Genomic DNA, 21,077 nt, shown 5'->3' with positions numbered 1-21,077 from the left:
TTCAAAACTTCAAAGATGGTGAGTATTTCACTATGTGATTAATAAAGTAATTGCACCAAAAAACAACATCTCAAACTTAGTTACAATGTTCAAAAAAATATATTAAAAATTATAGAGATTATTAACCGTATTGTATATTTACAATTCAATCCGCTCTCATGAATTTAAAAACCGTTATTCTAGTTATAGCTTTGACTATAATAATTTTTATAGCTTATTATCTAACTGTTTCGAAACTAATTACCGCTAACCTACAGGGGCCATTTGGCGATATGTTTGGAGGACTCACATCCTTCTTTAGTTGTTTAGGTTTTTTTGGTTTAGTCTACACTATTTACCAGCAAAATGCGCTGATTAATCAAAATACAATTCAAATAAATAACAACAAAAAAGAATTCGATACTGAACAAAAGATTAAAGCTTTAACAGTTTTAATATCAATATATGAATCGAAGTATAATGAATTAAAAAAAACAGACCATCTTCAAGCAAATGAATTTAGAGTTAAGGTAAATACCCTAACAAAAGAATTAGAAAACTTTTTAATCAAATAAAATCTAAAAAATGTTCCTACTCAATCATCATCTTATTCTTGGCCACATAAAGTCAAACACATCATCTTTAAATATTTGGAATTTTAAAGAGTCTAATCTAGAACACACTTTCTATTATTTTCGACTAGGTAGCGAGGGGCAAATTAATGGCAACCCATTTAAGCTTGATTCCGACAACCGATTTTTGACAATCGAACCAAATGATTTTGCTATCATCAGAACCCATGAAACATTCACATTAAGTGATAAAATAATGGCACTTTTTGGACAGTCCAGTGATTTAATCAAGAAAGGCGCTCAATTATTACATAGCCCATTTGTAGACCCATTATTCAAAGGAAAACTTGAAGTTGGAATAAAAAACATTAGCAGCAAACAAATTGTTCTAGAATACAAAAAACAAATTATTGGTAAAATTTCATTTTTTGATATCTCGGACACATATCCTATAGTCTTAAATCCCAGCCAACTCTTAAGCGAAAAATTCAAATCTAGACGCCCAGAACAGGATGATGAAGCGCTACATGCAAGGTATGATGATGACAATGAATAACGACTAAATAACTGATTAAGGGGCTTAAAATCATTTAGCCCCTTAATATAATCAAAATTGGGGCTCATAAACCAATACATTCTTGTATCCTTAACGTATGAATAACTTTTCACTTGAAATAGAATAATCAATTATAAGTCAGATAATCGATCTACCAATTAAGTAGATTTTTATCTTTTTCAGGACTGACACTAATATTCAATTTTAAGTTATTCAGCTTTTCTATGCAGTTCGAACAATTCATTTTATATGCTCCTCCTAGAAGTGTATTAGTAACTCCAAAATTTTCTTTTTGATTTAAAATATTAGTTTCAAGGTTGTCGAGATTATAGATTTTGTAAAATTCTAGAAAAGAAATACTCCCTAAGTCAATATCATGGTGAGATTGCATTATCAAATTTGGATACTTGTCTGCAACAACTTGTTTTAGAGTTTCTAAATTCGGTCTTGAAGTAAACACTGTCTTCAAAATACCTTTAGGTTTTTTTGAATATCTATAAAAGGTACTGTTTGCTTTTCTTAAAAAAGCCAATGATTTAACACCATTTCTCTCCTTGAGAAGATTCTCAGACTTTCTGTTATCATCTTCACTATAAATAAAGCTTACTTCATCTCCAAAAGTCAATTCTATTCTTGCTTCAAACAATTGCTTGCTTATGTATTTAAAGTCTTTCTTTGAATTGTTATAATATTCAACAAACTCCTCCAACAACCACATAAGAAAAGTTTGTTCAAATGTTTTTGGGTCTAGCTCACAATATAAATTTATCACATTTGAAAATCGCCTATTATCAATATCGTTGTATATTTTTTTTATAATTCTAATCCGACTATCATTTGCATCATTCCAGATAAATTTTGCCGCAAAATAATCTTGAAGTGATTTATGAGCCCATCTGAAATTATTTCCTTCTTTTTTGAATAAAGGTACTGTTTCTATTAAATCCTTTAAAAGGTCTGAAGAATTGAAACTTAAATCTGGCGTCAAAGTCTTTACTTCATCTATAATTTTGATAATGTAATCTTTATCATACTCTACTTTATTCTGAATAGAAGTCAAAAAAGCTACGTGTCTCAATACTCTTTCAAAATCGTCCTGGTGTAAATGGCTGTACTTATCTCGATTCAGATAACCTTCTTTTGATAAATCATGTGATTCATATAATGAATCAAAAACCTGTCTGTAAAATTGAGTTTTCTTTAATGGTATATCCTTTTTATAATCAAAACACTTATAAAGTAATGATACAAGCAATGGATTACCCAAATATTCAGTAATTACTTTTGATTTTTCCTGTACTTGTAACTGCTTAATTAACGGTGCTGCGTTTTTGTTGGTATTGTAATTATCATATCTCTTAATGAGACTAAAAGCTTGTTCTTTCTTGAGTGGTTTGATAGTAAATTTCTGAAAATCTCCAAATGAAACCAGCGAATCCTCTGGCCTTGAAGTTATTAGAAATGAATTGTTATTACCCTTTTCAATAAACTTATGAAGTTCCTTATTTACAAAAGCTCGGTCGGCATGAGCCACTTCGTCAAATCCATCTAAGAGAAAAATAAACTGTCCATCATCAAGTAAACCAGAAATCATTTCTAATGAAATTTTTTCACCAATTCTAGAAAATTGCGTTTGTATATCAGTTATGAAATTATTTTCTTTATTAATTTGTCTAAGCTCTATTAGAACTGGAATGCCGATTGCTTTTTCAATTATTGAAAGAAAAATTCTCTTCGTTAAAGTTGATTTACCCATGCCAGCGGTATCTTCAATAATAATGCGCAGAAATTTGGGAAGAAAGTTTTCATTATAGCCATCAATTAGTATTTCGACAGGCCTAGCATTTTCATGGGTGATAACAGTTAATGGTTCGTATAATAACTTTAAAAGTGTTTGCTTATTTGGCAAAGCCAATGTATCTATCGTAAGAAATTTCTCATATTGTTGACTCAAATATTGAGTAAAATTATCCTTTATAATATCGACATCTTTTTCATCTTTAAAAAGGCTAGCCAAAACAGCTTTTATCTTAGGCAATAACAGTTCCTTAACTACAGGTAACACCAAATTTGTTAGGACAAGCTCGTTTTCTTTTTCCATTTAAGTATTGTAAGCTCACAATTTAATAAAATCATTAATAAAAGGCCTGATTGATATGAGGTATTTTTTATCAACATTATTCCGATGACAATGGAAAGTAAGATCATTAGTAATGCTACGGTGATCATTAAAAATAAGAAGATCTTTTCCATTAACCAGCCAGTTCCAGATAAGGCTAAGGTTATTAACGGAAAAGGTAAATGGCTAATTCCGGGACTAATTGATATGCATGTCCACAATTTGGCCGACATCAATCTAAGCTCAAGTTATCCAACAAAAGGAGCCACAATTTTTACAGACACACAGGATTTTATGTTATTATATGTCGTAAACGGTGTTACGACAGCTTTTGAGTTAAATGCAAGGGTTGAGCATTTTGGACAGAGAAATGAAATCTTAAAAGGAAACCTGTACGGCCCTCGCATGGCGCTGGCAATTCTGATAGATGGAGGAGAGGGTTCTGGTAATAAGGCCAATACAGCCGCTGACGGTCGACAGACAGTACGTATGGCTAAAGCCCAGGGGTACGAATTTGTAAAAGTATACTCTCACCTGAACGTAGAAACGTATAAAGCGATCGTTGATGAAGCCAGCAAGCAGGGAATGAAGGTTGTTGGTCATATTCTGGATGTGTTTAAGGGCCACATAGATGACGCCTTTGTGCCTAATTTCGCTATGGTTGCTCATGCGGAAGAATATGCTAAACAAAGCGAGGATTTCACTGATAAGGACGCACAATATTATGCGAAGATCACTAAAGCAAATGGAACCTGGTTTACACCGACTTTAACTACGATGGAGTGGATTCTCAGCCAGTCGCGTTCGCTTGACGGTGTTCGTAATCTTTCCAGTCTTAAATATGTGCATCCGCTCATACAAAGCAGATGGTTATATTCAAATTCTTACAACCAGGAAAGTACGACTGGACACATTCGCTATTTTGAGAAAATGGTTAAATTTAACATGCGTTTAGTTAAAGCATTTAAGGAAGCTGGAGTACCTATTGTCGCAGGCACAGATGCCGGGAATCCTGGAGTCGTTTGGGGATTCTCGCTTCACGACGAAATTGAGCTCCTCGTGAAAGCCGGTCTTAGTCCGGAAGAAGCATTGGTATCGGCCACACGATTACCTGCAATCTGGCTGGGAATTGAAGACAAGATAGGAACTGTAGAAGTTGGAAAATATGCCGATCTTGTATTACTGGATGCTAATCCACTAGAGGATATACGAAACACAAGAAAAATAGCTGGTGTATTCCTGAATGGCAAATGGATAGATAAAAAGATAATGGATAGTATGCTTAGTGCTGTGGCAGAACGAAATACCGCCAATAAAAATAAATATGACTGAAAAAAAAGAATGGATTTTGAATGAGAAACCGGCAAGGCCACTGATTATAGTTCTTTGTTGTGTGCTGGCGTAGTTTTTTACTGTTTAGGTCTTATTAAATAAGAATCAAGTAAAATATATTCCCCATTTTTTGGCTTAAATACAGAATAAGAAGCAATATCCCGCAAAGATTCATCAGGAGAATCTATATAGACAACTTGTTTATAATGTAAAGTTTTTTTAGGCATTTTTATCGAAAAATAACTACTTCCAGTCCATCCGCCTGAATTTGAAGCATTTCCGCTACCCCAATGCCAGTTAATAATATCATACCAAAAAGAGTTTTCATTCCATTTTTCCTTAAATATATATTCTCTATAAATTATACTTTTGGGATTATTAATGTCAAAAAAAATCTGTTTGCTTTTTTCTTCACCTCCCGCTGTAGGAGCTCTATCTGGTTCTTTGTCTATGGGATAATAAGATTGGGCTTGAAATTCGTTAGTTGTATAATTAGCAGATTTGTGCCAGTTTTTTTCAGTATAAAAATAATTCCAAACATTATTTTTAAAGATAATTACTTTATTTTTTGAATCAATTCCATTATCTCCCAAATAGATGTAATCGATTTGCATTATTTTTCCATCACTTGTTATTTTGTCTGCTTCTTCTTTTGTTAATATTTTATTTTCATTTATATTTTTAAAAGTATAATGCGTAGTATCATTATTTTTAATCCAATTGCTGTAGGTGTTTTGCTTTGTGTCTATAATGTAGTCGTTAAAAGTATTGTAATTATGTTCATTATTTAAGCTATTACAACTATATATTAGGGAATCGGCAATTTGTCCTTTCAGATTAATTTTGTACCATATATTTTCATAATCCGCCCCTCCCTTTTCTGAATCTTCACTGTTTTTTGTGAATATTACTGTAGTGCTGTCATTTACCTGAAGAATTGGTTCGGTAGAGTTTTCCTTAATTTTAAGGACTTCGTAATAATCATCTTTTAAATTATCTAATTCTGTTTGATTTTTATAAATTTCAGGCAGTTTTTGAGAACGTAATTTATATCTCTCACGGTACATATTAATGTCTGGGAGAATTACAATCACGATTAAGATTATTGAGAATAAAAATATTTTTTTGATGCTTATTTTCATTTGCGTTTTGGCATGTAAAATTACCACTAAGAGTTTGTGTATTACCGAAAAGGCGGGATCTTTCGATGTTCTTTTTTGTTCAGGTCTATCTATAATTAGTTTGAACTGGAGATGAAATCAAACCATTCTTATTTATGCAATCTTTGGCACAGAGAACTATACAGACGCCAGCTCGAATATGGTTATTTCCGGCAAAATCCCAATTCGGCCTGGATACCCTAAAAAGCCATATCCAACATTGACGTAAAGCTGTTGGGCATCTTGTTTATAGAGGCCTGCCCACTCATTATAACGGTATTGAATGGGGCTCCATTGGAAATCGTCGGTCCTCACCCCCAATTGCATCCCATGGGTATGTCCGCTAAACATGGCGTCGATCTGGGGATATTTCGGAATAACTTCAGCTCTCCAGTGAGAGGGATCATGGGACAGGAGTAACTTAATAGGGCAGTCATCTGTATTTTCTACTGCTAAATCCATTTGGCCATACCTTGTGAATCCACCCACACCCCAATTTTCTACCCCTATAATAGCCAGCTGCTCATTATTTATTTTCAAGATCCGGTTTTCGTTAAGCAGTAGATCCCAGCCCATATTTCCGTGTGTTTTTTTGATGTCCGCTAGATTCCGGGCCTTTTTCAGCGAGTTTGTGGGGCCAAAATGATAATCTCCATAGTCATGGTTTCCAAGAATTGAAAAAACACCCAATGGCGCCTTTATCCTGGAGAAAAGGTCCTGATAATCCCTCATTTCATTCGCAAAATCATTGACCAGGTCGCCGGTAAAAAAAACGCAGTCAGGTTTTTCCCTTAACAGCATTTCAATCCCTCCTTTGACCGCATTTTTATAGAAGAAACTGCCCGAGTGGATATCCGAGATCTGTGCAATTTTTAATCCTGCAAATGCTTTTGGCAGATTATTTAAACATAGTTTTTGAAATTTAACCTGATAGTCGTATGCCCCTGAAACCATGCCTTTGCTTAAAGCGGCCAAGGGGACGGAGGCTGCCAATATTCCGGCTTTAGTCAAAAACGCCGACCTTGTAATGGCTGTTTTTTTTTCCAGATGTTCAGAATTCCTTTTTTTTATTTGCTGATTGAATAACCAGTTATATAGTCTTAGGCCTGTTCTTCTCAGATCATCGATCAAAACAAACAGGATAAAAAAGACTTTAGAAACCGTGCTAAGCAAAATGGCTACAGTCAGCACGGTCCTGACCCCTTCCTTAAGTTCAAGGAACACATTACAGAAAACATCAAGGATAATTAATGCCGAAAAAAACCAAAATAGAGTTTTGAATTGCTTTTTATAGGTGAAACTGAACGATTTTATTGCAGAGTATATGTAAAGGTCGATTAATACCAAGACTAAACTAGCAATTAAAAAACCGGCTATTTGTCGCTGCATAGTTAACTTGAATGATTACAGCACTTAAGCTGCAGGTTATGAAATGGTAAATATCAGATTTATACCAGGGCTAAACTGAAAATATGTTTTTATTTTATCTCGGGCAGTTTGAATGGCTTATCAAACATTGAGGAAACGATGTTTTTTATAAATTCTTCCTTATGGATCCGCTCACCATTGGTATTATAGGAAATTGAAACATCACCGTCAATATTGTGTATAACAACCGCATGAGATCCGATTGCATCACCACCATGGCCATAAAATTCAGTGCCGTCAAAATCCCATCTGGCCAGGCCCCTACCCCAGGTTTCAGCTGAAGCATCAGGCATCATGATCCCCAAAGACTCTTTACTAACGATTTTATACTTAAACAGATTTTCTATGAAGATATTAAGGTCTCGTGGAGTGGAGGAAATATCGCCTACTCCTATAATATTCAAAAAGTCGATATCCTTAATTTGCTGCCAGGCGTTTTCTTTAAATTGGAAAGGCTTTAACACATTCTTTGGATGGGATTTAACTGAAGCAAAACTTTTCAGCTTTAATGGCCGTGCAATTTCGCTATTAACTAGCGTATGATAAGGCCTGCCATATTTTTCTTCAACAATTTTTGCCAAAAGATAATAAGCACTATTGGAATACGCTACCTTTTCTCCGGGCTCAAAACTAACGCCCTGTTGGATGATCAGATCAAAAATCTCTTTTTCGGTTACTTTTTCAGTTACCCATATCTCACCATTCCTGACCACATAACTCCCAAGCCCACTCGTATGCCCTAACATATTTTTAATGGTTATTTTTTTTGAATTGGGTACTTGCGGAAAAAAATCTGATAGCTTGTCATCCAGGCTTAATTTCCCTGCTTCTACCAGCTTAAAAACCAAAGCGGCAGTGACCATTTTAGTGACAGATCCCACCTGGTATTTCTTTTCGGCATGGTCAACAACACCAGTAAGGTTTTTCTGACCAAAATCTCTGCTATAAATCTCTTTACCCTCCTTAAATATTGATAAACTTCCGATCCCTAAATTATTGTTTTCGATATACTTCAGGTAAGCGTCAACCTTTGGAATATTGATGGTCTGAGAAAAAATGGATTTCGAAATAAGTAGCGATACAATAAGTAATTTGAATTTCATCGATATTTTTTTATTGACAATAGTTTTCGCCGCAAAAAGGAAGATCCTAAGGTACTATTTAATTCTGATCTGCTCATCATTTATACTGTTTGTTCGTTCACGGTTTGCCCCATATTAAATAAATTATACTGTCAACGTAGTCGGTTAACGATGATTGATTACAAGAGTAAAAACCTCCTTTAAGTTTTGAAGTACTTCGCAACTTTCACCAATTCCTGCAAATCAGACAAGAAAAAATTCGAAATTTGTCCAGTAAGGGCTACTCATTAAAAGCTCATCGAACGAAGGGCTTTTTTTTTGTTTAGAGGGAGTTTATAACAGTCTTTAAAGCAACGATAAGCGTTTGATTAACGAATATACTTAAGTTAGGTTAATGCCTACAAAACAGAAGTCAAAACTGTGATGCACTGACTCAATTTATTTATCACGCTGGCTTTTATCTTTGATATTGGTTTGTTATCTTATTTTTGTAATACAGACTTATTCCAACTTCCGGAATATCAATTTCATGGTTTCCTGATCCAGGCGCTCCATATCTATCAATTTTAATTCTTTCACCATTTTTGAAGTAGTTGTTTTATATTTCTGAAAGTGAGGTGTTTGCAAATGCGCTTGATAAGCGGCTTTGTCTGCATAAATCTCTACAATCCTGACTTGCGAAGGATGTTGTTTTTGCAGCATTGGAAAAATAGCAATCACGCCCTGCTCTTTAGCTATAGATGCAGCTGCTTCTTCCTTTAAGATGGCCTTATACGCTTCCAAATGTTCAGGAACTATTTCTATTTCAGAAATACGGATCATCATACCGGGGCTGATTACGGCAAGCATAGGTTGATCTATACTCTTTAATAAGGTGTTCGCCTGGGTCGTACTCACCGTTTTCCGGATAATAACGCTCAGTTCTTTCAGTTCCGCATCTGTAATTCCGGTGTTTCTGCCCATACTGATATGGGATTTTAACTGACTTTCTACACCCTCCATAGCAGCCAGTGCAGAAATGGTAACCAGTTCTCTCTTGCGAAAATCGAGCACTTTACTTGCAAAAACATCAGCGAATAAATGTTCTTTTAAAAAAGTATCGATACGCGGGGCAAATTCGCCGAAACCTGGTGCGGGCCTGGCTTGTGGTGTTTTGGTTAATTGTTCCAAAGTTTTGCGCCCCTGTTCATATTTATCCTCTACGGTATTTTGGATAATCTTTTCACCTTCAGGATCAATCATATTTTTGGCCTTGCGATCGGCTAAAACGGCAGAAAAAGTATTGATGGCATTTAAACTTCTTGGGAAACCACAGTATGCATACAATTGCGTCAGTGTTTCCTTAATTTCATTAACCGTTAGTCCGTTGTCCAATCCCTCAATTAATTGAATTTTAAGTAAGTCTAACTTGCCGGTTGCCGTTGTAGCAGAAATACCAGCAAGGCTTTTTTCCTGTTTAGTTAATGTTGCCATTTCTTGTGCTTTCGTTTTAGGAATGATGAGGTTGAACAGCACCAATAGCAATCCAACTTTCCAGCTGATCACTTTCATTATTTAAAGATTTGATCGTTAGCCTTCTGATAATCTGCATCGGTAACAGCCTCCAGCCATTTGTTTTCGTTTGAAGCAGGACTGCCATTGGTGGCAAGATGTGAAAACCAGCTGTTGGCTGTGGCGCCATGCCAATGTTCTATATTTGGTGCAATTTCCACAATATCACCAGCCTTTAAATGTCTCACTGATTTCCCCCGCTCCTGGTACAAGCCTTCGCCACCAATTACGATTAGCAACTGGCCGCCGGTATGGCTGTGCCAATTATTTCTGCTGCCAGGTTCGAAGGTTACATTTGCTAATGGAACATTAAGATCTTTATTGCTGGTTAAAGGAGCCAGATAAGATTTGCCTGTAAAATAGTTGGCAAAGCCTGTGTTTTCTTCTCCCGTTGGGAAATCGCTTATTTTTGGAATGTCTATATTCATCTTGTTTTCTGTTTTTTCAGGTTTTGTTTGTGCTTTCATCTGTAGCATACTAAAGGAGGTGATCAAGCCCATTATGATCATTTTTTTCATCATCAACTGCATTGATTTGTTTTATAAACTTCGCAGGCACCCCACCTACAAGCGTATTATCTTCAACATTTTTAGATACCACTGCACCTGCGGCAATCACAGCATTTTCACCAACGGTTACTCCCGGCAAAATGATTGCATTGGCACCTATCCAGGCATTTTTTTTAATATGGATTTTACCAGGCACTAATGCACCTCTTTCTGTAGGTGCCAATGGATGACCTTCGGAAAGCAAACTTACTTTTGGGCCGATGAGTACATTATCTTCAATAATGATTCCGCCTAAAGTAAGGAAAGTACAGTCGAAGTTGATGAAAACATTCTTTCCAATACTTAAGTGCTTGCCATTATTAATGTACAGTGGTGGAAAAACGGCTACCGTATCCTCTATCTTTTTCCCGATTATTTTACCTAAAATTTCATTAATAGTAAAGGGATCGGCACTACTATTCATCTGCTGTACCAGTTGAATAGTTGCATATGATGATTTTCTGAGTTCAGCTCTTTGGGGATGGTCAGAGGTTATCATTTCGCCATTTTTTAAATCATCAAATATTGAATTATCTAAATTTTCCATGTTTTTACAACACCAAATTTCCGACCAATTTAGTTCTGATTTATGGCACTAATGACGCCAAAAATGTCAAATATTACTTAATTTAACATGAAATTTTAATAGATGAGTGAAACCCCTGTTCCAAGAGTATTATTCTTATCGCTTTGCAATATTGATGATGCTACTGAAAACCTGCTAAAAAAGTACCATGTCCACCTGTATTGTCATGGTGGGAGGCTGGATTTCATTTTTAATGACGAGTCTATGTCCTGTAATTCTGGCCAGTTTTTGTTTTGGTTTGCCGAAAGCAGATGGGATGTAGTAGAAGTATCGGGAGATTTTAAGGCAACGGTTTTACTGGTAGAAAAAAATTTCCTGATAGATAACGTTCCTGATCAGGGTTGGAGCATCAATGCCCAGCTTCATTCCAGGGTACACCCTGTTAAAGACATTAATACTGAAGCTGAAAAAGAAAAAATATTAAACAATTTCAATTGGCTACTGCTCCGTTTTCAAGAAACTGACCACCGATTTTATGAGGAAGCCCTTAAATTACAGATGCGTCTATTTATTTTAGAGATGTGGCATAGCTTTGCAAACGAATATGAACGTCGCCGCCACAGTTTGCAAACCGGAACGCTATATGAACAGTTTATCAACTTGCTGCAACAGCATTGCCTCACCAAAAGGGAAGTACAGTTTTACGCCAATGAATTAAACATTACTCCAAAATACCTAAACCACCTTTGTAAAATCCACTCGGATCGCACCGCTTCCGATTGGATACATAGTCACGCTAAAGAAAGGATCATTCTGCTATTACAAAACAGGCATCTGAATATCGCCGAAATTGCCGAAGAAATGCAGTTCAGCAGCACTTCTTTCTTTACACGGTACGTTAAGAAATTATTGGGCCAAACGCCAACCGACTTCAGGACAAGATTAGAAATCGGATACCAAGGCGGGTAACGAAGAGGAGGATTATTTTATCAACATTTGAATACTCCGCTTTTTAAGTGGCAGGGCATTTACCAGGTATATTTAAGCGCTCCGGCTAGACCGCTATATGTTTTTATTGACGCGCAATTACCTGATCAATTTTTTGGGTATGTTATCTCCGGATAAAAATGGTTATTTTTGCCCGGTGAGAAATGTTTGGATATACCTGATGGTCTTTCTTTATTCTTTTAGTAATCCCGGAACGATGGAATTACTAAAGGCGCCATATATCGCGATCCATTTCCTCGAACACCGTGCCCTGAACCATAAGATTAGCTTTGCACACTTTATTGCCATGCACTACCTTGGGAAGGATATCAGGGATAATGATGCCGATAAGGACCTCAAACTGCCTTTCAAAAAGATTATTCATGGCTCCCATCAAACGCTTTTCCAGCACACGGTGAAAGAAAATCTGCCTTTGGCTGCAATAAGTGTACATCCTGTATCAGGTTTTCCATATGATGATGAACTCGCTTTTGCCTCATCGATCAAACTTTTCAGGCCACCGAAACCTGAAGCCACGCTATTCAGTTAATCGTTTATCAATTTGGTACTAAGCTCAGCTATGCACCTGGGTGTATTTCTGTTTTGTAATTTATCTTAAATTTCTATGGAGCCTTTAAAAAGAAGCTCATCTGCGGAAGCTATCCGCACCACCCAGTTGGGCATTATCATCAGTATTGTGCTGATTTTTGTCAAAGGGATCTCTGGCCACCTGGGCCAGTCTTATGCACTTATTGCCGATGCCACCGAGTCTGGTGCAGATGTAATCAGTTCAGGGCTGCTCTGGATTGCACTTAAATATGCACAGCGGCCACCTGATAAGGGACATCCATACGGACATGGTAAGGCTGAACCGGTGGCAGCCATCCTTATCGGATTTTTTCTGCTTGCAGCTGCAGGTTGGATCGCCTACCATTCGGTTGAATTCATTCGCACCCCGCATGATATTCCCAAAAAATATACCCTTATTGTACTTGGGATTGTTGTTTTGACCAAAGAGTTCCTCTTTCGCCATGTCTATTCGATTGGCAAGAGATTAGGCAGCCAGGCAGTAATTGCCGATGCCTACCACCATAGGAGTGATGCGATCACTTCAATTGCTGCATTCATGGGAATTTCTTTAGCCATTTTCTTAGGAAAAGGTTATGAAGGTCTTGATGACTGGGCAGCACTGATCGCCTGCCTTTTTATCATCTATAATGCTTTTAAGATCATCCGCCCTGCCTTCGAGGAGATTATGGATAAGGCGCCTGCTGATGAACTCGTTTCGGCAATCAGCCATATTGCTTCTCTGCATGTAGAAGTGAAAAGAGTGGAGAAGTGTTTTGTAAGAAAAATGGGCCTTGACTATTATGTAGATATGCATATCGAGGTGGATGGCAATATCAATGTGTTCCACGCCCATTCGGTCGCCCATCAGGTTAAAGATGAGCTTCTGGCATCAGATCTGTACATCAAAGATGCGCTCATTCATGTTGAACCTTATGATTTATAAATTGTTATGATAGAAAAAAGATTTAATCTGGCCAGCCGTGTGATACACTGGGCCATTGCCTTTGCTATAATGTTCCTGCTTTTAACTGTTTTTTTAAGGCTTGGATGGATGAATAAAGATGCTATGGGAGAGATTTTGAGGGAAGCGCTCCAGAACAAAGGAATTCAGCTTTCAGAAACTGATGCCGCTGCAATCGGGAAAGAAATCCGCAAGCCGATGTGGCGCTATCATGTCATTACCGGGTATGTTTTGATAGGTTTATATTTGATTCGGATGGGCATTACTTTTATTCAGGGAATTGCCTTTAAAAATCCTTTTTCAAAACAGACCTCTCCTAAAGATAAGTTCAAGTCATGGCTCTACATCATTTTTTATGTTCTTTTTGCTACCTCACTCTTTACCGGTTTTATGGTGTTAAACGGCCCGAAGGAAACAAAGGAAATCATGGAGGCCATCCATGTTAAATCGCTTTATTATATGCTTTCCTTCATCAGTCTGCATATCGGTGGTGTTCTTCTTGCTGATATAGGCGGTGAGCCGGGCATAGTGTCAAAAATGATAAGAGGGAATTTTAATATTAAGAATAAGGACGTTACTCAGTGGCCTGATCATAATGATTAAGTAAACCGCAATCCAGGCAATTGCTGTTGCCTGGATCTTTTGCTATGCAACCTTTTGTTTAAAAAACATCGTTAGCTATGTACCGATTTTTATCTTGTTTTGAATAGTCTTCCCGTATATTGCCATGGTGCAAAGAAAAAGTTCAAAAGATGGGCTTTTTTGTTTGAGGGGCAAGTAGTTTTGCACACACAGCACAGGTTCGCCAGCGAAACGGGGTATTATAACCTAGATCTGGCTATTAAGATTTACTACTACATTTAAAATTTCAAAAGGGTCTGAATATAATTTGCATTTGTAATGTGCTGTACAATCGATTGGTTTTGTTTTTAAAAGATGATGAAATTTCTTCTCCGTAAAAAAATAATCGGCATAACCTACGCCTATGCAGGAATGTGAAAGATCATAAAAATCATTTTTTCGAACCGTTCTAGCCTTTTCGATATTTATGGCAGCCAGAATAGCCGAATGAAGGTAGAGAAAAGGTGCACATTCTATATAGAGAGATAAGTGTTCTAAAGGATTTGCTTTACTGATTGGAGTATAATTAATGAGTTTATTCAATGATTTAGATTGAGAAGCCAGTCCTTGGATAAGAAGTTCCTCATAACTATATTTAGTTGTATCTTTCGATTTGGTATCATTAACCAATTCAGCGAACTTTTCAGAAGGATCATAAAAATCTCCGTTAGTTTCTTTCAAATATTCCTGTACCGTCATTTGGGACATGGAATCATACATAATATTATATAACAAATCAGGCTCATTCTCCATTTTTTTCAATGTAACTGCTGAGAGAAATCTATTTGCTTCGAAAACTGAACTCAAATGGTATTGATCAATAGGTTCTTTACCAGCTGTGATTAGATCAATATTAATATATTCAAATGTGCATGCGTTAAGTCCGTTTAATACAACTACCACTTGCAAACTATCCATTATTTTTGCTGTCTCCAATTTTCTATCGAATGGCATTTTTTCTACTTCAGTTAAAATTGAGTCAGAAGTGACACAAACAGCTATATTGTTGCTCACTAATTGTAATAGATTTTTATAGATGCTTTTGTATAAGATCTTTTCTTCCAGTTTAATTGTTATATCATCTTCCAATGACATTCGGAAACTAACCCAATATTTTAAGTCGATGAAGATTATTCTTTTGCCTACAACTTTATCATATGGCTTCTTTCTCATTAACTCAGCAAACTCAAGTCTTGGAAGTCGATGTATCCCATTCTCATTTAGTAACAAAGCCACTAATTCTTGATCGGTATAACTCATATTCTATAGTAGTGAAGTTGTCCAAGATATACATAACCTTTATTAAATACGTCTAATAAATTTAATGTTTTTAGTTTGAGATATATAGGATATGCATCTTTGAAATACTTATGATGCCTCAACCGGACATCTTTTTAGTGCCGCCAATGACGCAGTGGATATTGCATACGCAAAAGTGATGACTGCTTTCGATCCTGGGGGAAATCTTACACTAAGCGCAGGCTGCCGTTTCAATTTGTTGCTCATTAAACCGTTGTTGACCTTTAAATTTTAAAATAAATTGGAGACTTTCTCTATTTCCTGCAAATCAGCTGGGAAAAAGCTCGAAATTTATCATGCGATATATTTTATGCATAATTATTTTCGGCGAACAGCTATACACCCTCCATTTAACCTTCTGAGTCATTTCTGATTTAGCCCTCCTGATTATTCTTTCATCTTCCAAATGGATAAAATAGAGCCTGTTTTCATAAAATTTGAATTTTAATGTAAGAAATTAAAGTTATGGTCTACTAAAGAAGAAAAGACCCGGTTATGAAAAAAGCAATTTTGATTTTTACCTTTATTTTAGTCTCGGCCATTTCTACACATGCGAACCGCTCAAACGAACCATTTACAGTACAGGTAAGTGGCAAAGGGCAAGCCATGATATTTATACCTGGTGCAACCTGCAGTGGTGAGGAATGGGAAAGTACAGTAGCGCATTACAATAAAAAATATGAGTGTCATGTTTTCACGCTCGCAGGATATGCAGGTGTTCCTCCATTAAATGGCGGCCCATATCTTAGCACTTTTAAATCGGCATTAATAAATTATATCAGAGTCCATAAACTCAAAAACGTCATTCTCGTTGGACATTCCATTGGTGGCTTTCTTGCACTCAAAATTGCAGCCGAAATGAAAGATGCATTAAGCAAGGTTATCGTGATTGATGCGATGCCTTTTTATGCTGCAGCGATGAACCCGAATGCCCAAAGTGGTTTTAACGAGACACAGGCAAAAACATTGCTGGCGCAATACAATAAGATGAACGATGCACAGCTCAAAGCCTATCAGTTGAATGTTGCAAAAAGCCTGTGTGCAGATTCAACCAGATGGGATGCGATCGCGACATGGGGTGCAAACTCAGACCGGAAAACAATGGCTTATACTTTTACCGAAATGATGAGCGAGGACATTCAGGATAAAATTGCATCGATACATGTGCCGGTATTGGTACTTGCTGCTTTTAAAGAATCTCCCCAGTTTATTGGCTTTACGCGTGAGTATGTTAGCAGAACCTTTCAAAAGCAGTATGCTAAATGCAAAACCTGTACAATAAAGGTGAGCAATAATGCCAGGCATTTTATCATGTTTGATGAGCCAAACTGGATGTTAGCCGAAATGGATACTTTTATAACCAAATTATAAATAAAACTGTGCCAGAGAACAATCGCGATCAGCAGGGATACTTTAATGAGCTGGTTAAGGCCAATCATGCAAGCATTTACCGGATTTGCAGAGCCTATCTGTACGATATTTCTTATGCAGATGACCTGTATCAGGAAATCCTTTTTCAGATCTGGAAGAGCATTCAGAATTTCAAAGGGAAATCAAAAGTGAGTACCTGGATATACCGGATTGCAGTGAATACTGCCATTGGTTTCAATTCCAAAAACAAGCGCCATGATTATCTGTCCATTTCTGATACTTTCCAAATTCCTGATATTGAACAAATTCCCGAAAAGATGGAACAGGAAGCAAAGCTGGAAAAACTCAGGTTCTGTATAAGTCAGCTTGCTGCTCAGGACCGCATCATCATTTCACTTGTACTCGAACAGAAAAGCTATAAAGAAATCGCCGAGATAACCGGTGCAAGTTTAACCAATACCGGTGTACGGATAAACCGCATTAAAGAACGTTTACTTAACCTCATGGAGAATAAAAAATGACAAATTTTCAGGAGCTTCAAAACAGCTGGCTATCGCAGCCGGTAGAAAACAATACCATAGACCATGCCGCTCATGTTGTCCAGGATAAATGGGAAAAACATCAGCGCAAACTGCGCAGATCTAATATCTGCATGAGTATTGGCTTTATCATTGCAGGTTCGGTAATTACCTGGGTATATTTTACCTACCACAACGAATACAACTGGCCTTTTGATATGAGCATTGCTTCGGCCTTTACCCTGATGGTTGTTTTTGCCGTCTTAAGCTGGAAAAGTTATGACTTCAAAAAAGATCAGCGCGATATTTCGGGTATTGAATACCTGAACAATCAGATTGGAAAACTCAAATGGCAGAAGAAAATGCTGACAAAATATATGTGGATATATTCGGTTTTGCTATATCTGGCGCTGGTTGGATATATTGTCGAAATCACAAAAAGAGGAAGTTTAATTTTTACCCTGACAGCCCTGGCCATTACTACCGCCTATATTGTAGCAGTCTCTTTATGGAACAGATTTTATAAACAAAAAAAACAGCTAAAAACGATCGATGACCTTCTTAAAGGTTTTGAGCAGATGCGAAGCGGAATTGAATAAAAATCTAAAAGTATCGATATTATTCGTTGAATAGCAGAAGTCTTGTTACAGAAATGCATATTGAATGTATTGGAAAATTAATCGCTTTGAAAGGACTTGCCTTAACATGAGGAACGTTGCTTTGCTTAAAACATAGCATCATTTAAAAAGGGAAATTTGATAAATTTTAACTATCAGATTTAATGATCTGTGTATTGTTAGTAGTGGATTTATAAGCACCTAAATTTTGTTTTAACACTGAGGTTATTAAATACTAAAATTTTATTTTTAGCACAAAACCACCACTACCAATACACAGCGTTATATCAAGCTTTACTATTCGATTGGAATGCAAAAATCAACAATTGCCTTTCTTTCCGGATGTTCATTAAAGTTGTTATGATAAACCTCAAATGGCTTTTTATCAGCTTTTTTATATCCATTTTCGTTCATCCATAAAAATAATCCCGTCCAGGATTTTTCGAATTCATTCAGACCAATTTCAAAACTGCCTACAATAAATTTTCCTTTTTGAATTGAAGTTAGCCCAATTTCGCCATTTACTTCAACTGGTTTATTTAGTAAGATTGCAGCACTCCTTCTTACTTTGCTGGCTTCTGTAACTTTAAAACTGTCGTGGTAAATTGTAACCATTTTAGTTTGCTCATTAATCAAACCTTGAGGTGTAGCCCATTTCATTAATGTTTGATAAGCAGATTCAAGGTTCTGTGTTCCAATACTTGATACATATGCCAAATCCATTTTTGGCATTTCTTTAATTTCAATTTTTGCATTCATTTTTATCCATTTTTTAAGGTTATCAATGATGCAAATGTATTTTTCAAAATCGGGGTACTCTTGTCCGTTCTTGCTTTCAAGTTGACAAATCTTGCTATGTCTATTCGGATTTTGCAGTTTAAATTCTTTTGGACTTATTCCGAAATACTTTTTAAAAGCTCTTGAATATGAAGAATTGTCACTGAAACCGTATCGATGTGCTATTTCAGATGTTGTTATATTTTTATGCAACAGGGCTAAAGATGATTTTTCAATTTTCTGTCTGTTTACATATTCGTTTAATGTTTCACCTGTAATAAATTTGAAAATCCTATGAAAGTGGAAAGGTGAGAAAAAAGCAATCTCTGCAATTGTATTTAATGACAAATCAGCATCCAGGTTTTCATCAATAAATTCAAATACCCGGTTAATTCGATTTTGATAATCGGCCTGTATTTCTTTATTTGTGATGGTCATTTTTTTAAATGCTGTTCAGCTGGCTTATGTATAAAACTATCAGACATATAAATTCAAATTGGAGAGGGCACGTATTTAAACTTAGCGGTTTTCTATACATCAAATCTAAAAAAATCCTACAACATTAAAATATATTGGCTTAATTATACCATATGCAAATGGCTTTTAAATCGTATACCTTTCCAAAAAATCACCCCTTATACCCGAGGCATCCTTTAAAATACTTATTCCTCAACTCCCATCCTCCATTCTCATTCGGCCAGCCGGAAGCAAAGAAATTTCGAAGATTATTTTTATTTCTATCATCCAAAACAGCATAATAGACCGAACATAGCATAATACTGGCTAAACTTTGATTTAACATTACCACAGTAGTTTTGCGATATTAATTACATTCCTGATGGATATGCCAGAAGCTTACGATGACCAAGAGCTTTTCCGCCGGTTATGCCGTGGTGAAAAGGATGCTTTTGATGATATCTATAATGCCTACTGGCAAAAGTTGTTTCTCTATGTAGTAAAAGTTATCCGCGATAAGGAAGCCGCAGAAGATATTGTTCAGGAAATATTTATTTCCTTGTGGTCAAGAAGGGAAGAAATAGCTGATCAGCGCACGCTTAGTGGTTATCTTTTTACCGCAGCACGTTTTAAAGGGATCAACTTTGTACAGGATCAGCTCAAAAAAGGAAAACATGAGGAAAATTTAATCAGTTACTTCAATTCCAAGCAACAACATTCCGCAACTGATGTAATTGAGGCGAAGGAGCTCGATTCGCTCATTAATATTGAATTGGAAAAGCTTCCTTCCAAAATGCGTCAGGTTTTTATGCTCAGCAGGCGGGAACAGCTTAGTCATAAGGAGATTTCAGATCGGTTGCAGATTTCTGATAAAACCGTGAAAAAGCAGATTAGCAACGTCTTAAAGCATTTCAGGACGGTGCTTAAATATGATTCTGTATTTAAAGTCTGTATTATATTTTATTCAATAATGTTCTAATTTTGAAAGATTTCGTACCCGCTTAACTGGATTTGAAAAAATATTTTGAAATATCTACTACCAACACCTACTTTTCCGGATATTATTAAATGATGGATTCAAAAGGTATTAACGAACTTCTTGAGCGTTACCGAAAGGGACACTGTACAGCTGATGAAAAGAAAGCTTTGGAGGAGTGGTTTGATGCAAGGGCCGAAAAAGGCGATTGGGAATGGAGCCAGCCTGAAGAGATCATCACCAAGCAGCGGATCAAAAGAAACATCGATCAAAAACTGTTTGAACGTAAATCCCTATGGCCAATAATGCGCATTGCAGCCATGTTGTTTATCACGCTGGGCAGTTTACTGATATTCAGAAACGATATTCGCGATTGGGCAGATCCTGTGGTGATTCTGGAAAAAACAGCACTGGAAGGTGAACGCATAAAAATTTCATTGCCTGATGGTTCCATGGTTTGGTTAAACGGCGGAAGTAAGCTAACTTACCCAAATCGTTTTTCTAAAGCAAACCGCCAGGTGAACCTCGTAGAAGGTGAAGCCTATTTTGACATCAGCCATGATCCCTCCCATCCTTTTATCGTTACCTCAAAAAATATTAATACGCAGGTGCTCGGTACCGCATTCAATATAAAAGCCTATCGTTATCTCAGTAACCTGCAGGTTGCAGTAACCCGGGGAAAAGTTTGTGTTTCCAATAGCACAGGAACGCGATCGGCAGTATTACTACCCAATCAGCAGGTCACGGTAGATAGTCAAACTGGTGTTATGATACAACGTACTGTAGACGCTCAAACGGTTATCAGCTGGCAACACGGCGATCTCTCCTTTAATAATGACCGGCTAGCAGACGTGTGTGCCGTGCTGTCCAAAAAATATAGGCTTCAGTTCCATTTCAAGCAAGCAGAAATTAAGGATTATCGCGTAACGGCGGGCTTTATATCAAACGAAAAGATAAGCGATATCCTAAGTATTTTGGCTAGTGCCAATGGCCTTTCTTACGAACAGCGAGACAGAACAGTAACTTTTAAAAAGCGATCCAGGTAACTGGTGACCTTTTCAGGCGCTTTTT

At 36.6% G+C, this 21,077-nt stretch carries 21 protein-coding genes; 12 read left to right on the top strand and 9 right to left on the bottom strand.

Annotated features, from left to right (window positions below; genetic code table 11):
- Window positions 1–158: 158 nt before the first annotated feature.
- Together KYH19_RS00605 and KYH19_RS00600 are read left to right on the top strand one after the other, a co-directional pair.
- Window positions 159–554, top strand: coding sequence for a hypothetical protein (locus KYH19_RS00605; protein ID WP_219077173.1), 396 nt, complete (start codon window positions 159–161; stop codon window positions 552–554).
- Between the two features lie 10 nt (window positions 555–564).
- A complete protein-coding gene (locus KYH19_RS00600) occupies window positions 565–1,107 on the top strand; it encodes a hypothetical protein (protein ID WP_219077172.1) in 543 nt (180 codons plus the stop codon).
- 151 nt (window positions 1,108–1,258) lie between these two features.
- Here KYH19_RS00600 and KYH19_RS00595 read toward each other — a convergent pair whose 3' ends face one another.
- Window positions 1,259–3,208, bottom strand: a complete 1,950-nt coding sequence (locus KYH19_RS00595) for an NACHT domain-containing NTPase (RefSeq protein WP_219077171.1) — start codon at window positions 3,206–3,208, stop codon at window positions 1,259–1,261.
- Window positions 3,209–3,298: 90 nt separating this feature from the next.
- Here KYH19_RS00595 and KYH19_RS00590 point away from each other — a divergent pair, with 90 nt between their 5' ends.
- Window positions 3,299–4,558, top strand: coding sequence for an amidohydrolase family protein (locus KYH19_RS00590; protein ID WP_219077170.1), 1,260 nt, complete (start codon window positions 3,299–3,301; stop codon window positions 4,556–4,558).
- A gap of 77 nt (window positions 4,559–4,635) precedes the next feature.
- On the opposite strand, the gene KYH19_RS00585 is transcribed toward KYH19_RS00590, so the two are convergent.
- From KYH19_RS00585 to KYH19_RS00560, 6 genes are all read right to left on the bottom strand, one after another.
- Complete coding sequence (locus KYH19_RS00585; RefSeq protein ID WP_219077169.1) at window positions 4,636–5,700, bottom strand: hypothetical protein; 1,065 nt, start codon at window positions 5,698–5,700, stop codon at window positions 4,636–4,638.
- 156 nt (window positions 5,701–5,856) lie between these two features.
- Complete coding sequence (locus tag KYH19_RS00580) at window positions 5,857–7,107, bottom strand: metallophosphoesterase (RefSeq protein ID WP_219077168.1); 1,251 nt, start codon at window positions 7,105–7,107, stop codon at window positions 5,857–5,859.
- 89 nt (window positions 7,108–7,196) lie between these two features.
- The gene (locus KYH19_RS00575; RefSeq protein ID WP_219077167.1) at window positions 7,197–8,249 is read right to left on the bottom strand and encodes a serine hydrolase; all 1,053 of its coding nucleotides are present in this window, start codon (window positions 8,247–8,249) and stop codon (window positions 7,197–7,199) included.
- Window positions 8,250–8,729: 480 nt separating this feature from the next.
- Window positions 8,730–9,779 (bottom strand): carboxymuconolactone decarboxylase family protein, encoded by a 1,050-nt coding sequence (locus KYH19_RS00570; protein WP_219077166.1) that lies wholly within the window; start codon window positions 9,777–9,779, stop codon window positions 8,730–8,732.
- Window positions 9,779–10,246 (bottom strand): cupin domain-containing protein, encoded by a 468-nt coding sequence (locus tag KYH19_RS00565; RefSeq protein ID WP_219077165.1) that lies wholly within the window; start codon window positions 10,244–10,246, stop codon window positions 9,779–9,781. The genes KYH19_RS00570 and KYH19_RS00565 overlap by 1 nt, the downstream gene beginning before the upstream one ends.
- A gap of 10 nt (window positions 10,247–10,256) precedes the next feature.
- Entirely contained in the window at window positions 10,257–10,874 is a 618-nt protein-coding gene (locus KYH19_RS00560; protein WP_219077164.1) for a DapH/DapD/GlmU-related protein, read from the bottom strand.
- 102 nt (window positions 10,875–10,976) lie between these two features.
- Here KYH19_RS00560 and KYH19_RS00555 point away from each other — a divergent pair, with 102 nt between their 5' ends.
- The 4 genes from KYH19_RS00555 to KYH19_RS00540 all read left to right on the top strand — a co-directional run bounded on the left by KYH19_RS00555 (window position 10,977) and on the right by KYH19_RS00540 (window position 13,974).
- Entirely contained in the window at window positions 10,977–11,822 is an 846-nt protein-coding gene (locus tag KYH19_RS00555; RefSeq protein WP_219077163.1) for a helix-turn-helix domain-containing protein, read from the top strand.
- Window positions 11,823–11,919: 97 nt separating this feature from the next.
- Complete coding sequence (locus KYH19_RS00550) at window positions 11,920–12,390, top strand: hypothetical protein (protein ID WP_219077162.1); 471 nt, start codon at window positions 11,920–11,922, stop codon at window positions 12,388–12,390.
- Window positions 12,391–12,465: 75 nt separating this feature from the next.
- Window positions 12,466–13,353 (top strand): cation diffusion facilitator family transporter, encoded by an 888-nt coding sequence (locus tag KYH19_RS00545; protein ID WP_219077161.1) that lies wholly within the window; start codon window positions 12,466–12,468, stop codon window positions 13,351–13,353.
- A 6-nt stretch (window positions 13,354–13,359) separates the two neighbouring features.
- On the top strand, window positions 13,360–13,974 hold the full coding sequence (locus tag KYH19_RS00540; protein WP_219077160.1) for a cytochrome b/b6 domain-containing protein: 615 nt from the start codon (window positions 13,360–13,362) through the stop codon (window positions 13,972–13,974).
- A gap of 225 nt (window positions 13,975–14,199) precedes the next feature.
- On the opposite strand, the gene KYH19_RS00535 is transcribed toward KYH19_RS00540, so the two are convergent.
- Complete coding sequence (locus KYH19_RS00535) at window positions 14,200–15,252, bottom strand: hypothetical protein (protein WP_219077159.1); 1,053 nt, start codon at window positions 15,250–15,252, stop codon at window positions 14,200–14,202.
- Window positions 15,253–15,786: 534 nt separating this feature from the next.
- Here KYH19_RS00535 and KYH19_RS00530 point away from each other — a divergent pair.
- The 3 genes from KYH19_RS00530 to KYH19_RS00520 are packed head-to-tail and all read left to right on the top strand — an operon-like array spanning window position 15,787 to window position 17,779.
- A complete protein-coding gene (locus KYH19_RS00530; RefSeq protein ID WP_219077158.1) occupies window positions 15,787–16,662 on the top strand; it encodes an alpha/beta fold hydrolase in 876 nt (291 codons plus the stop codon).
- An 8-nt stretch (window positions 16,663–16,670) separates the two neighbouring features.
- Entirely contained in the window at window positions 16,671–17,183 is a 513-nt protein-coding gene (locus KYH19_RS00525; protein ID WP_219077157.1) for an RNA polymerase sigma factor, read from the top strand.
- Complete coding sequence (locus KYH19_RS00520; RefSeq protein WP_219077156.1) at window positions 17,180–17,779, top strand: hypothetical protein; 600 nt, start codon at window positions 17,180–17,182, stop codon at window positions 17,777–17,779. Before KYH19_RS00525 ends, KYH19_RS00520 begins: the two co-directional genes overlap by 4 nt.
- 315 nt (window positions 17,780–18,094) lie before the next feature.
- On the opposite strand, the gene KYH19_RS00515 is transcribed toward KYH19_RS00520, so the two are convergent.
- Complete coding sequence (locus tag KYH19_RS00515) at window positions 18,095–19,012, bottom strand: GyrI-like domain-containing protein (RefSeq protein ID WP_219077155.1); 918 nt, start codon at window positions 19,010–19,012, stop codon at window positions 18,095–18,097.
- Window positions 19,013–19,412: 400 nt separating this feature from the next.
- On the opposite strand from KYH19_RS00515, the gene KYH19_RS00510 reads away from it, so the two are divergent.
- Entirely contained in the window at window positions 19,413–20,009 is a 597-nt protein-coding gene (locus tag KYH19_RS00510; protein ID WP_219077154.1) for an RNA polymerase sigma-70 factor, read from the top strand.
- Between the two features lie 92 nt (window positions 20,010–20,101).
- The gene (locus tag KYH19_RS00505) at window positions 20,102–21,052 is read left to right on the top strand and encodes a FecR family protein (RefSeq protein ID WP_219077153.1); all 951 of its coding nucleotides are present in this window, start codon (window positions 20,102–20,104) and stop codon (window positions 21,050–21,052) included.
- The last annotated feature ends 25 nt before the right edge of the window (window positions 21,053–21,077 follow it).

It is taken from the genome of Pedobacter sp. D749 (genome assembly GCF_019317285.1).
GTDB lineage: Bacteria > Bacteroidota > Bacteroidia > Sphingobacteriales > Sphingobacteriaceae > Pedobacter.
This window is presented reverse-complemented; position numbering and strand designations above follow the sequence as displayed.